Raw genomic sequence first — 13699 nt, forward strand, 5'->3', positions numbered from 1 at the left:
TCACACCCCACTCGGCTGCTCCACCCGGACGGAGCCCGCCGGTCGCCCGTCGAGTGCGAGCAACGCGTCGGCGACGAACTGGAGCAATTCCTCGTCGCGCACACGGGCCGAACCGACTCCACCGCCCGCGACCCGCGGGATGGGGATCTGCACCGTGCCGGTGGTGGCGCGGTACTGCGCACTGGGGTAGAGCCGCTTCAACCGTAACTGCTTGGAGTCCGGCAGGTCCATCGGCGCGATCTTGACCATCGTGCCGGCCACCGAGACGTCGACGATGCCGTACTCGCGGCACAGCATCCGGAGGCGCGCCACGGCGACCAGACGCCCGACCTCGTCGGGGATTGGTCCGTACCGGTCGGTGAGCTCGTCGATCACCGCCCCGATCTCCTCCTCGTTCTGCGCCGCCGCGAGCTTCCGGTACGCCTCGAGTCGCAGCCGATCGCTGGTGACGTAGTCGGGCGGGATGTGCGCGTCGACGGGCAGGTCGATGCGCATCTCCTTCGGCGCCTCGTCGGTGGTGACGGGCCGGCCGTCCGCCACCGCGCGGTAGGCCTCGACCGCCTCCCCCACCAGCCGGACGTACAGATCGAATCCGACGCCGGCGACGTGACCCGACTGCTCCGCGCCCAGAACGTTGCCCGCGCCGCGGATCTCGAGGTCCTTCATCGCGACGGCCATGCCGGCGCCGAGGTCGGAGTTCTGCGAGATGGTGGCGAGGCGGTCGTACGCCGTCTCGGTGAGCGGCTTCTCCGCCGGATACAGGAAGTATGCGTAGCCGCGATCACGACTGCGCCCCACGCGACCGCGGAGCTGGTGCAGCTGCGACAGCCCCAGGGAATCGGCTCGCTCCACGATCAGCGTGTTGGCGTTGGAGATGTCCAGACCGGTCTCGATGATCGTGGTGCACACCAGAATGTCGTACTCGCGCTGCCAGAAGCCCTGCACGGTCTGCTCGAGCGTGTCCTCGTTCATCTGGCCGTGCGCGACCACCACCCGCGCCTCGGGCACGAGCTCGCGAATCCGCGCGGCGGCCTTGTCGATGCTGCTGACCCGGTTGTGCACGTAGAACACCTGACCGTCGCGCAGCAGTTCGCGGCGGATGGCCGCGGCCACCTGCTTGTCCTGGTACGCCCCGACGTAGGTGAGCACGGGGTGCCGCTCCTCGGGCGGGGTCAGGATGGTCGACATCTCACGGATCCCGGCCATGCTCATCTCGAGCGTGCGGGGAATCGGCGTCGCCGACATGGTGAGCACGTCGACGTGCGTGCGGAGCGCCTTGATGTGCTCCTTGTGCTCGACGCCGAAGCGCTGCTCCTCGTCCACGACGACCAGGCCGAGGTCCTTCCACCGCACACCCGTCTGCAGCAACCGATGCGTACCGACGACGATGTCGACGGTGCCCTCGGCCAGTCCCTCGAGAATCTCGCGGGACTGGGCGGGATCGGTGAAGCGGGACAGCCCTCGCACGGTCACGGGGAAGTTGGTCATGCGCTCGGTGAACGTCTGCAGGTGCTGCTGTGCGAGCAGCGTCGTCGGCACCAGCACCGCGACCTGCTTGCCGTCCTGGACGGCCTTGAACGCCGCCCGCACCGCGATCTCGGTCTTGCCGTAGCCGACGTCGCCGATCACCACGCGGTCCATGGGCACCGGCTTCTCCATGTCCGCCTTGACCTCCGCGATGACCGTCATCTGATCGACGGTCTCGGTGAAGGCGAAGGCGTCCTCCATCTCCTGCTGCCACGGCGTGTCCGGACCGTATGCGTGACCGGGCGCCGCCTGGCGCGCGGCGTAGAGCTGCACCAGCTCGCCAGCGATCTCGCGAACGGCCTTGCGCGCCTTGCGTTTGGTGTTGGTCCAGTCGGACCCGCCCAGCTTGCTCAGGCTGGGCATCTCGCCGCCGACGTAGCGGGAGAGTTGGTCGAGCGACTCCATGGGGACGAACAGTCGGTCGCCCGGGTGGCCGCGCTTGGACGGCGCGTACTCCACGACCAGGTACTCACGCCGGGCGCCGCCGACGGTGCGTTCGACCATCTCCACGAACCGGCCGATGCCGTGCTGATCGTGCACCACCATGTCCCCAGCGGTCAGGGCCAGCGGATCGACCTGGTTGCGACGCTTGGCGGGCAGGCGGCGGCCGTCACCCGCGGCGGCCACTCGGTTACCGGTGAGATCGGCCTCGGTGACCACGACCAGTCCCGCGTCGCGCAGGATCACACCGCTCTGCAGCGATCCGCAGAGCACCGCGACGGTGTCCGGGGTCGGTTCCATCCCGGGCTCGAGGTGGGTGCCGGGGACGCCGGCCTCCCGCAGCCGTTCCACGGTGCGTTGCGCCGTGCCCGCTCCGGCCACGACGACGGCGACGCGCCCGCCCGTCGCCAGGTGGGCCGAGAACTGCTGGAACAGCGCGGCCAGCGCCTCCTCCGACCCGCGCACGTCGGGCGCGGTGTCGACGGGCAGGACGATCTCCTCGTCCGACCCGGACGCCAGCGGGCCCAGCGTCCACCAGGGGCGCCCCGTCGCCTCCACGGACTCGCGCACCTGCCGCAGCGAGCGATACGCCGACGCGCTGAGGTCGAGCCCCGACGCCGGCGTGCCGTCCGCCTGGTCACCGTGCAGACCGCTGGTGTCGAGTGCCTCGGTGTCGAGCGGCGCCGCGGCGCCGATACTCGCCGCCGTCCACGACGCCTCGAGGAATTCGCGACCCGTTCGCACCAGATCGGTCGCGCGCGTCCGGACCTTCTCCGCGTCGCACACCAGCACGTGCGCACCGGTGGGCAGAGCGTCGGTGAGCAGTTCCAGGCCGCCCGCCTTGAGCACGGGCAGCAGCGCCTCCATACCCTCCACCGGGATACCGGCGGAGATCTTGTCGAGCATCTCCACCAGGGCTGCGTCGGACGCGTTGTTCTCGGCCAGCAGGGCGGCGCGACGGCGCACGTCCTCGTCGAGAATCATCTCGCGGCACGGCGGCGCGATGACCGAGTCGACCGGAGCGTCCGGAATGGAACGCTGGTCGGCCACCGAGAACGCCCGCACGTCGGTGACCTCGTCGCCCCAGAACTCCACGCGCACCGGATGATCCGCCGTCGGCGAGAAGAGATCGAGAATGCCGCCGCGGACCGCGAACTCGCCGCGCTTGCCCACCATGTCGACACGGGTGTACGCGAGCTCGACCAGCCGGGTCTGCAGGTCCTCGAAATCGATCTCCGTGCCGACGCGCAGTCCGATCGGTTCGATGTCGCCGAGACCGCGCGCGATCGGCTGCAGGACCGACCGCACGGTGGTGACGACGACGCGCAGCGGTACGCCGTAGTCCGGGTCCTGCGGACGCGCGAGCCGCCGCAGCACCTCGATGCGGCGGCCGACCGTGTCGGCTCCCGGCGACAGGCGCTCGTGCGGCAGGGTCTCCCACGAGGGGAACTGGGCGACGGCGTCGCCGAACATCTCGCCGAGCTCCGCCGTGAGGTCGTCCGCCTCCCGTCCGGTGGCCGTGACGACGAGCACCGGTGCGGCCTGCGCGACGGCGGCCGCGACGAACGAACGGGCGGCCGTCGGCGCGACGACGGTGGCGGTGGGCCGCCCCGCGAGCTCGGTGATGCGGCGGAAGGACTCGTCGGACAGCGCGAGGCGGACCAGCCCGGACAACCGGCCGTCGGCCACCGGCGGTGAGGTGTCCGCAGCGGTCAGCGCAGCAGAGGACGAGGAAGAGGACAAGAACGAGCTCCTGACGGACATCGACGTGGCGCGGCCCGCACCTCACGCAGCACGCGGTGCGGCGTGCCGTGCTGCGTCGGGCGGTACCACGATTCTAGGAGCCCACACCGACAGCCCGACAACGGCGATCGGGTGCCGTCCTCGAGACAGCGGCGATCAGTTGCCGTACTTCAGCACCCGGCGCGCGGCGAACTCGCGGAAGTAGTCGAGCTTGGTCGGCGGCACCAGGGACGGCAGCAGGTAGTGCCACAGCCGTTCCATCCGACTGGACATGCGGTCGGTGCTGTCGGTGGCCACCGCCACCATGTGCGCCCCCACGATCACCTCGAGGAAGAGCATGCCCGTGGTCTCCGCGTCGAGGTCGGGCAGCAGATCGCCCTCCTCGAGGGCCCGGCGGGCGAGTCCGGTGTGGTACTCGGTCCACGTCTCCAGGATGTTCTCGCCGGTACCGCGGTAGTCGCCGATCTGGTACTCGAGCCGGAACATCGCCGCCACCATCGGATCGGTCACGGCCATGTCGACGGTGATGTAGGAGACGCCGATCTCGGCCTCGAGGGCCGGCACTCGGCCGTCGTCGAGCGTCGCACACGCCGCGGTGAGGCGGCGGACGCCCTCGTCGATGACCGCCCTTGCCAGCTCTTCCTTCGATCCGAAGTGGAAGTAGAGCGCACCCTTGGTCACCTGGGACTGCGAGATGATCTCGCTGAGGCTCGCGTTCGCGTAGCCGAGGCGCAGGAACACCGTCGCGGCACCGGCCAACACCGTGTCCCGGGTGATCTCGGCGCGTGCCTGTCTGACCATGCGATCCGCCTCGAAAGTGTCTGCAACGAAGGGTGGGTCCGATCGGACGCCGTGTTCGACACCCGTCGGCACACCGAAACTGTGAACGGTGCCAGAAAACGGTACCACTGCACCTGTACCGGACCCGAGCACTCGTCCCCCGGTCTCGGACGTCGTGTCGGACCGTGCTCGGCGTTCGGATCCGCCGCGCGCCTTACGCCGGACGGCCCGGTCAGGCCCCCAACTGCGGATCCGCCTCCAGGTTGGTCAGACCGTTCCAGCACAGGTTCACGATGTGCGCGGCCACCGCCTCCTTCGACGGCGTGCGGTCGTCGAGCCACCACTGCGCCGTCATCGACACCATGCCCACGAGGGCCTGGGCGTAGAGAGGCGCGGTGTCCGGATCGATGCCGCGGCGGGAGAAGTCCCCCGCCAGGATGTGGCCCACCTGGCTCACGGCGTCGTTCAGCAGCGAGGAGTAGGTGCCCTCGGCGGCCGCCACGGGCGAGTCGCGGACGAGGATGCGGAACCCGTCGGTGTGATCCTCGACGTACGTGAGCAACGCCAGGGCCACCCGTTCCACCCGCACGCGCGACCTGTTCTCCGTGAGCGACGACGTGATCATCGACAGCAACGTCGACATCTCCCGATCGACGACGACGGCGTACAGGCCTTCCTTGCCGCCGAAGTGTTCGTAGACGACGGGCTTGCTCACCTGCGCTCGCTGGGCGATCTCCTCGATGGAGGTGGCCTCGTACCCGCGTTCGGCGAAGAGCGTGCGGCCGATCTCGATCAGTTGCGCCCGGCGTTGCGTCCCGGTCATCCGCACCCGCGGGCCGCGCTCGGGGGTGGCGGCGTTCGACGACGTCATGGCTTCACTGATACACCACACCGGTCGCGTCGGGGTTTTACCCGCCGGGGCACTTCGTGCGAGACTCCTTCCGCTCGGTGCACGCCGGCCGAGGCTGTGATCCGCCGTGGTGTAATGGCAGCACCTCTGATTTTGGTTCAGATAGTTCAGGTTCGAGTCCTGGCGGCGGAGCTCACTGTCTGAACATCCCCGAGGAGTTTCATGTCGTCGAAGGTCGCCGTCGTCGTGCTCGCCGCAGGTGCGGGGACACGGATGCGATCGAAGACACCCAAGGTGCTGCACCGACTGGCCGGTCGCTCCATGCTCGCCCACGCCCTGCACGCCGCGGACGGCGTGGACCCCGATCATCTGGTGACCGTGGTCGGACACGACCGCGAGAAGGTCGGTGCCGCCGTCGGCGAGCTCGCCGAGTCCCTGGGTCGGACCATCGACATCGCCGTGCAGCACGAGCAGCACGGCACCGGTCACGCCGTGCAGTGCGGACTCGCCTCGCTCCCCCGGGACTTCTCCGGCACCGTCCTCGTCACCGCGGGCGACGTTCCCCTCCTCGACGCCCACACTCTCCGGGCGCTGCTGCACGACCATCGCTCCTCCAGCGAGACCGTCGCCGTGTCGGTACTGACGTTCGTCCCGGCCGAGCCCAACGGCTACGGCCGCATCGTGCGGGACGCGCAGGGCCGGGTCGCCGAGATCGTCGAGCACGCCGACGCCACCCCCGAGCAACTGCGCATCACGGAGGTCAACTCCGGCGTCTACGCGTTCGACGCCGACGCGCTGCGGACGGCGCTGGCCTCGCTCGGCACGGACAACGCCCAGCACGAGCTGTACCTGACCGACGTCTTGAAGATCTCCCGCTCCCACGGGCTGCCGGTGTTCAGCACCCAGCTCACCGATCCCGATCTGGTGCGCGGGGTCAACGACCGCGTGCAGCTCGCCGAGGTCACCCGCACCTTGAACGAGCACATCCTGGCCCGCCACATGCGCGCCGGGGTCACCGTGATCGACCCGGCATCGACCTGGATCGACATCGGGGTGACCATCGGGCGCGACGCCGTCCTGCACCCGGGCACCCAGCTGCACGGCACCACCGAGATCGGCGAGGACGCCGTCGTCGGACCCGACACCACCCTCACCGACGTGTCCGTGGGACCCGGCGCCAGCGTGGTGCGCACCCACGGCAGCGAGTCGACCATCGGACCGGGCGCCGTCGTCGGGCCGTACACCTACCTCCGGCCGGGTACCGAGCTGGGCACCGCCGGCAAGCTGGGGGCGTTCGTCGAGACCAAGAACGCGGCCATCGGTGCTCACTCGAAGGTCCCGCATCTGACCTACGTCGGCGACGCGACCATCGGCGAACACTCGAACATCGGCGCGTCGAGCGTCTTCGTGAACTACGACGGCGTCGGCAAGTCCCGTACCGAGATCGGATCGCACGTGCGGACCGGCTCGGACACGATGTTCATCGCCCCGGTGCGGGTGGGCGACGGGGCCTACACCGGCGCCGGGACCGTGCTGCGCCATGATGTACCCGCAGGTGCGCTGGCCGTGTCCGGTGGTCCGCAACGGATCATCGAGGGCTGGGTGCAGAAGAAGCGTCCGGGAACGCCGGCGGCGGAGGCCGCCGAACGCGCCCGTTCGACCGAGGATCCACACGTGCACGAATCGAAGGACGGCGAGTAGAGCAGTGACCACAGCCAACTGGACCGACAACCAGAAGAACCTGATGCTCTTCTCCGGTCGCGCTCATCCCGAGCTCGCCGAGCAGGTGGCGAAGGAACTGGGCATCGAGGTCACCCCGCAGACCGCCCGCGACTTCGCCAACGGCGAGATCTTCGTGCGCTTCGAGGAGTCGGTCCGCGGATCGGACGCCTTCGTCCTGCAGAGCCACCCGTTCCCGCTGAACCAGTGGCTCATGGAGCAGCTCATCATGATCGACGCGCTCAAGCGCGGCTCCGCCAAGCGCATCACCGCGATCCTGCCCTTCTACCCCTACGCCCGGCAGGACAAGAAGCACCGCGGCCGCGAGCCCATCTCGGCCCGACTGGTGGCCGATCTGCTCAAGACCGCCGGTGCCGACCGCATCATCACCGTCGATCTGCACACCGATCAGATCCAGGGCTTCTTCGACGGCCCGGTCGATCACATGCACGCTCACAGTCAGCTCGCCGACCACATCCGCGAGGGCTACAGCCTCGAGCACATCACCGTCGTCTCGCCGGACTCCGGACGCGTGCGCGTGGCCGAGAAGTGGGCCGACTCGCTGGGCGGCGCTCCCCTCGCCTTCATCCACAAGACGCGTGACCCGTTGGTGCCCAACCAGGTCAAGTCCAACCGCGTGGTCGGCGAGGTCGAGGGACGCACCTGCATCCTCATCGACGACATGATCGACACCGGCGGCACCATCGCCGGCGCGGTCAAGGTGCTGAAGGAAGCCGGCGCGGGCGACGTGGTCATCGCCGCCACGCACGGTGTCCTCAGCGACCCGGCCGCCGAGCGACTCGCGACGTGCGGCGCCAAGGAGGTCGTGGTCACCAACACCTTGCCGATCAGCGACGACAAGCGCTTCGACACCCTCACCGAGCTGTCGATCGCACCGCTGCTGGCCCGCACCATCCGCGAGGTCTTCGAGAACGGCTCGGTCACCAGCCTGTTCAACGGCAGCGCCTAGTCCGTCCGCGGCTCGGCGCGGGGGGTCGCCCCTCGCGCCGAGCCGCGCTCAGCCCTCCCGACGCGCCGCGAGGACGGCGAATCGACGATCTGCGTCGGTCCAGAAGCGGTCGACCACGAAGCCGGCCGCGGCCAGTTCGCCCGTGATGGACTCCTCGCGGAACTTGGCGGAGATCTCGGTGCGCATCTCCTCGCCCTCGTCGAAATGCACGTCGAGCCCCAGGGCCTCGATCCGAACGTCCTGTGCGCGGGACGATCTCAGGCGCATCTCGATCCACTCGTGCCGGTCGTCCCACACCGCGACGTGTGCGAAGGACTCGGGATCGAACGTCGCGTCCAGAGAGCCGTTCAGGACCGTCAGCACGTTGCGATTGAACCGCGCGGTCACGCCTGCGGCGTCGTCGTACGCCGGCACCATCACCGCCGGATCGACCACCAGGCCCACACCGAGCAGCAGGAACTCCCCGGCGTGGACGGTGCGTCCGATCTCGGCGAGGAACTCGGCGCGCTCCTGCGGCACCAGGTTGCCCAGGGTGCCGCCCAGGAAGGCCACGGTTCGCCGTCCTCCGGCGGGCAGCGATCGCAGGGTGTCGGTGAAATCGCTGACCACACCGTGAATCTCGAGCTCCGGGTAGTCGCGGACGAGATCCTCCATGGCCCCGGTCAGCGCCGACGGGGACACGTCCTGCGGGACGTATCGCCGCAGCGATCCCTCCGCGGTGCCCGCCGAGAGCAGCAGCCGGGTCTTGTCGGACGATCCCGACCCGAGCTCGACCAGGACCTCGGCGCGGGTGAGCGCGGCGATCTCGTCGGCGTGCTCGGTGAGCAGGCCCCGCTCGGTGCGCGTGGGGTAGTACTCGTCCAGCTCGGTGATGAGCTCGAACAGCTTGCTACCGGTGGCATCGTAGAACCACTTGGGCGGCAGCCACTTCGGGGTGGCGGTGAGACCGCGCAGGACATCCGTGCGCAGTGACGCACGCACATCGGCATCGGTGAGGTGAACGTCGAGCGTCGGCGCAGCCATGGTGGAACCCTTCGGGTCGGTCGAGACGGTGGGAGGCGGGGGCAGAAGTCGAGGTGAGCAGCGGGGTCAGCGATCGAGTGGTGTGACCTCCAGCGCGCCGACCGCGGCGGTCACGATCGACCGATCCGGAACGGCACGCCAACTCGGGTCGTCGTCGGTCGGTTCGGACGCGACGACGGCCGACTCGCCGTCGACGCGAACCGAGAGCGCATGATGCACCGCCGTGGCCCACAGCGTGCGGCCGTCGGAGAGCAGCAGGTTGAGCCGGGATCCGGGGGCGGCCGCGTCGACGTCCCGCACGAGACCCGCGAGCGCCTCCCCCGGTTCCTGCCGACCGAGCCTGTGCTGCAGCACCGTCCAGAGTGCGGCGGCGTCCGTCGGAGTTGCGAGGCGAAGGAGGTCGACCGTCGGAACGTCGGCGGCCAGGGCGGCGACACTGCGCGGCCACCCGGTGACCACGCCGTTGTGGCTGAACGCGAACGTTCCGGCCACGAACGGAGCGCACGCCGAGCGGTCGACCGGCATGCCGACCGTCGCCGACCGGATCGCCGCCAGCACGGCCGTGGACCGCACCGACGTCAGTGTGTCGGTCACGGCGGGGTCGGTCCAGATCGGCATCGGATTGCGGTAGTGCCCGACACCGCCGTCCGTCCACCACGCCGCGCCGAACCCGTCGGCGTTGACGGTGCCGCCGCCGCGCATGTCGCGCGGCGCCCACGACTGCTGCATCAGGGACGAGGTGCCGGCGGTGAGGACGTCACCGACCGATCGGGCGGGACCGAGGTAGCCCAGGTGGCGACACACTCAGGCGACTCCCACGTCCCGCGCACACCGGAACCCCGAGAAGATCTGCCGACGGATCGGGTGGTCCCAGTTGCGGAACGTCGACCGGATCGCCGTCGGATCGGTGCCGAAGGATCCGCCGCGCAGCACCTTGTAGTCGCCGCCGAAGAACACCTCGGAGTACTCCGGGTACGGGAACATCTCGAATCCCGGATACGGCTCGAAGTCCGACGACGTCCACTCCCAGACGTCGCCCATCAGCTGCTCGACCCCGAGCGCCGACGCCCCGTCCGGATACGCACCCACGTCGGCCGGTTCGAGGTGTCGCTGACCCAGATTGGCGTGGTGCGACGCGATCTCGTCGTCTCCCCACGGGAAGCGACGCGAGCCGCCGTCGGCCGGATCGAGGCGAGCGGCCTTCTCCCACTCCGCCTCGGTGGGCAGGCGTTTGCCGGCCCAGCGCGCGTAGGCGTCGGCCTCGAACCACGACACGTGTACCACGGGCTGCGCCGGACGGACCGGCACGCGGCGGCCGAACACCCGCCGCCACCACGTCCCGTCCGGGTCCTGCTCCCAGAAACCGGGCGCGATCAGACCCGCCTCGCGGCGGTGCTGCCAGCCGCGCTCGGTCCACAGCTCCTCGCGGTCGTAGCCGCCGTCCGCCACGAACCGCAGGAAGTCGCCGTTGGTGACCGGCACCGCGTCGATCGCGAAGGTCTCCACGTGCACGGTGTGGGCGGGACGTTCGTTGTCCAGCGCCCACGGATCGGTGTCGGTCCCCATCTCGAACGGCCCGCCGGGGACGATCACCTCGAGGTTTCCATCGGCGGGAACCTCCGCCCGCGGCGCGTCCGGCGCGTGCAGGACTGCCGGACCGGTCCGGAGTTGGTGGGTGGCGAGCATGGTCTCGTCGTGCTGCTGTTCGTGCTGGGCCACCATGGCGAAGACGAACCCGTTCTCGGTGAGCCGACGCTCGTCGAACGTCGTGTCCTGCAATGCCTCTCGCGACAGCTCGCGTACCCGCGCCACGTACTCGCGCGCCGCGTCGGGCGTGAGGAGCGGTAGTCCCGGTCGCGTGGACCGGGCGTGCCGGAACGCGTCGTACAGATCGTCGATGTCCCCGAGCAGCGGGGCGTGTCCGCCGACGTCCCGCGCCAGCCACAACTCCTCCTGGTTCCCGATGTGCGCGAGATCCCAGACCAACGGACTCATGAGTGGCGACACCTGTTCGCGCAGACCGTCGTCGTCCAGGCAGTCGGTCAGCGCGGCCGTGCGGGCACGGCTGCGATCGAGCATGTCCTGCAGTCGCTCTCGCAGGACCTCGGTGTCGGTGGTCCGGACGGGGTCGGTGGTGGTCACCGGGCGGCCTCCTTCGTGAACGCGTGGGTGGACGAACGGGACTCTCCGGGGGCGAGACGGGCAGCACAGCGCTCGGCCGCGGCCTGCAGACGGTCGGCGACGAGGCCCACCGACGCGGCCGCCGCCACCGCGAGCACGGCGGACGCCGCGTCCGCGAGCGCGGCGTCGGCCAGACCGAACCGGGCGGCGTCCTCCCACCGGTTCTCGGTGCCGAGCACGGCCGCGCGCGCCGCGGCGCGGACGGACTCGTCCGCGACGAGGGCGGCCACGGCATGGATCGGTACGTCCCACAGCCCGTCGGGCTGACCGTCGAGGTAGCGCACCTCGAGGTGACCGCCGGCCCGGACCAGCGGGAACAGCGTGGTGAGGTGGTAGTCGAGATCCGCCGTGGTGGGGCGGTGCTCTCCAGGGCCCACCGCGTCGTCCAGCGCGCCCGCCATCCACTGCGCGAACGTGGTCTCGCGCGGCGGAGACTGCAGTCGGCTGCCCACCCGAATGCACAGCAGCGGGACGTCGAGGGCCCACCGCGCGTAGTCGACGACGGGGTCGACGCCGAGGGGAACCCGCGTCCGGGTCCGGTCGAGCTCGAACCACGTCCGCATGCGCTGTGACGCCCACGGCTCGGCGGGCACCCCGGCCAACACGGGTGTGGCGGCGAACGCGGCGAGGAGCGCCGGCCCCACCGCGTGCAGGGTTTCCCAGCGATCCCGAATCTCGGCTCGATCGCGCCCCGCGTCCACGCTGATCTGGACGGCCGCGGTGTTGCACATCATCGCGCGCCCGAACGGTCCGACCGTGTCGAAGCGCGACTCCATCGCGCAGTAACGCGGCAAGGTCAGCAGACGCTCGGGATCTCGCGCGACGTCCGCGCCGCCGGTGCCGAGGGTCACGCCGTAGGGCGCGAGCAGATCCTGCAGGCGGTCGGTGTCGCGCCGCATGGCATCGACCACCAGGTCGGCCGACGCGGCCGGGGCGGAGGACAGTTCGAGTTGGCCACCCGGCTCGACGGAGACGACGTTTCCGGAGCGGAGGGGCAGGGCCGGGGAATCCGGACGCAGCGACGCGGGGGTGTGATCACCGAGCGCGGCGGCCAGCAGATCGAGCGACGGGCGGGACCCGTCGGGAAGGGACGTGAAGAACTCGAGTTCGGCACCGACCAGCGCGGGCGGGCCGATCTTGAAACACACTCGCTCGAGGTAGGCCTCGGCGACGGGGCGCGAACCGAGTTCGCTCGACGCGGTCATGCCTCGACGCTAGCGCGCCGGACCGACATAGTCTTCGAGGCGATGGAAAAGAACTCGTCGTCCGTAGTCGACACCGTGCTCGCCGAGACACCCGCGGCCGCCCGCGGCGTCTTCCTCGACAGCGCCGGCTCGTCCCTGCCGCCGCGGGTGGTCACCGACACCGTCGTCGACCACCTTCGTCGCGAAGCGGAGATCGGCGGGTACGCCGCGGCCGCCGAACGCGCGGACGACCTTCTCGCCGTCCGCGGCTCGGTCGGTCGTCTGCTCGGCGCGCCCGCCCACACGATCGCCCTGTCCGACTCCGCGACCCGCGCCTGGTGCGACGTCTTCTACGCCGTGCCGCTCGCACCCGGTGACCGCATTCTTCTCTCGCCCGTCGAGTACGCCACCGGGGCCGTCGCGGCCCTCCAGCGCGCCCACGCCACCGGAGCGGTGGTGGAGCAGCTGCCCGCCGACGACACCGGGGCGATCGACGTCGCGGCGCTGGGGCGCGTGTTGGACGAGCGGGTGAAACTCGTGTCGTTGGTGCACGCCCCGACCAACAGCGGCCTGATCAATCCGGTGCGCGAGGTGGTCGACGCGGCCCACGCCGTCGGGGCACTGGTCCTGCTCGACGCCTGCCAATCGGTGGGGCAGGTCGACCTCGACGTGCGCGAGCTCGGTGTCGACGCACTCTCGGCCACCGGCCGCAAGTGGCTGCGCGGACCGCGCGGGACCGGGATGCTGTACGTCGCCGAGCACCTGCTCGACGGGCTCGAACCGCGATCGCTGGATCTGCACAGCGCCACCTGGACCGGGCCCACCTCCTACGAGATCGTCGACGACGCACGACGATTCGAGACCTGGGAGCACGACGTCGCCGCCCGGCTCGGCCTCGGCGCCGCCGCGGACCACCTCCTCGCTCTCGGTCCGGACGTCGTCGAGGCCGCGGTCCGCGACCGGGCGGACCATCTGCGCGCCGAACTGGACGCGCTCCCCCGCGTCACCGTGCAGGACGCCGGGTTCCGACGCCCGGGCACGCAACTGTCCGGCATCGTGACGTTCACCGTCGACGGCGTCGACCCCTACGAGGTGAAGTCCCGCCTGGCGGAGCAGGGTGTCACCGTCACCGTCAGTCCGCGGTCGTCGACACTGCTCGACATGACGGCGCGTGGTCTGGACGCGGTGGTGCGGGCGTCGCCCCACTGCTTCCTTCGGACCGACCAGCTGGACGCGGCCGTGTCGGCCGTGGCGGCGCTGCGGTAGGTGCGCGCAGCACCA

Annotated in this window: 10 protein-coding genes and 1 tRNA gene; 4 read left to right on the forward strand and 7 right to left on the reverse strand. The window is 70.4% G+C overall.

Annotation, left to right across the window (positions count from 1 at the left end; translation table 11 throughout):
* From mfd to BMZ18_RS14745, 3 genes are all read right to left on the reverse strand, one after another.
* Complete coding sequence (gene mfd, locus BMZ18_RS14735) at window positions 1-3732, reverse strand: transcription-repair coupling factor (protein ID WP_082895138.1); 3732 nt, start codon at window positions 3730-3732, stop codon at window positions 1-3.
* A gap of 135 nt (window positions 3733-3867) precedes the next feature.
* Window positions 3868-4512 carry a ScbR family autoregulator-binding transcription factor gene (locus BMZ18_RS14740; RefSeq protein WP_068106119.1) on the reverse strand — a complete coding sequence of 215 codons (645 nt, stop codon included), beginning with the start codon at window positions 4510-4512 and terminating at the stop codon, window positions 3868-3870.
* Between the two features lie 211 nt (window positions 4513-4723).
* Entirely contained in the window at window positions 4724-5362 is a 639-nt protein-coding gene (locus BMZ18_RS14745) for a TetR/AcrR family transcriptional regulator (RefSeq protein WP_068365096.1), read from the reverse strand.
* 100 nt (window positions 5363-5462) lie between these two features.
* Between BMZ18_RS14745 and BMZ18_RS14750 the strand changes: the two genes are divergently transcribed.
* The 3 genes from BMZ18_RS14750 to BMZ18_RS14760 all read left to right on the forward strand — a co-directional run bounded on the left by BMZ18_RS14750 (window position 5463) and on the right by BMZ18_RS14760 (window position 8030).
* A tRNA-Gln gene (locus BMZ18_RS14750) sits at window positions 5463-5533 on the forward strand.
* Window positions 5534-5563: 30 nt separating this feature from the next.
* Window positions 5564-7042: a bifunctional UDP-N-acetylglucosamine diphosphorylase/glucosamine-1-phosphate N-acetyltransferase GlmU gene (gene glmU / locus BMZ18_RS14755; RefSeq protein ID WP_068365093.1), complete on the forward strand. Its 1479-nt coding sequence runs from the start codon at window positions 5564-5566 to the stop codon at window positions 7040-7042.
* Window positions 7043-7046: 4 nt separating this feature from the next.
* A complete protein-coding gene (locus BMZ18_RS14760; protein WP_074922273.1) occupies window positions 7047-8030 on the forward strand; it encodes a ribose-phosphate diphosphokinase in 984 nt (327 codons plus the stop codon).
* Window positions 8031-8078: 48 nt separating this feature from the next.
* Here BMZ18_RS14760 and egtD read toward each other — a convergent pair whose 3' ends face one another.
* The 4 genes from egtD to egtA form a co-directional block, all read right to left on the reverse strand.
* A complete protein-coding gene (gene egtD, locus BMZ18_RS14765; RefSeq protein ID WP_068365089.1) occupies window positions 8079-9053 on the reverse strand; it encodes an L-histidine N(alpha)-methyltransferase in 975 nt (324 codons plus the stop codon).
* Between the two features lie 66 nt (window positions 9054-9119).
* Window positions 9120-9857, reverse strand: a complete 738-nt coding sequence (egtC, locus tag BMZ18_RS14770; protein ID WP_068365085.1) for an ergothioneine biosynthesis protein EgtC — start codon at window positions 9855-9857, stop codon at window positions 9120-9122.
* On the reverse strand, window positions 9858-11132 hold the full coding sequence (egtB, locus tag BMZ18_RS14775) for an ergothioneine biosynthesis protein EgtB (protein ID WP_082895141.1): 1275 nt from the start codon (window positions 11130-11132) through the stop codon (window positions 9858-9860). It abuts the gene before it with no gap.
* A 59-nt stretch (window positions 11133-11191) separates the two neighbouring features.
* Window positions 11192-12439, reverse strand: coding sequence for an ergothioneine biosynthesis glutamate--cysteine ligase EgtA (gene egtA, locus BMZ18_RS14780; RefSeq protein ID WP_068365079.1), 1248 nt, complete (start codon window positions 12437-12439; stop codon window positions 11192-11194).
* 42 nt (window positions 12440-12481) lie between these two features.
* On the opposite strand from egtA, the gene BMZ18_RS20100 reads away from it, so the two are divergent.
* Window positions 12482-13684: an aminotransferase class V-fold PLP-dependent enzyme gene (locus BMZ18_RS20100; protein WP_068365076.1), complete on the forward strand. Its 1203-nt coding sequence runs from the start codon at window positions 12482-12484 to the stop codon at window positions 13682-13684.
* Window positions 13685-13699: the final 15 nt, after the last annotated feature.

Source organism: Rhodococcoides kroppenstedtii, assembly GCF_900111805.1.
Lineage (GTDB): Bacteria > Actinomycetota > Actinomycetes > Mycobacteriales > Mycobacteriaceae > Rhodococcoides > Rhodococcoides kroppenstedtii.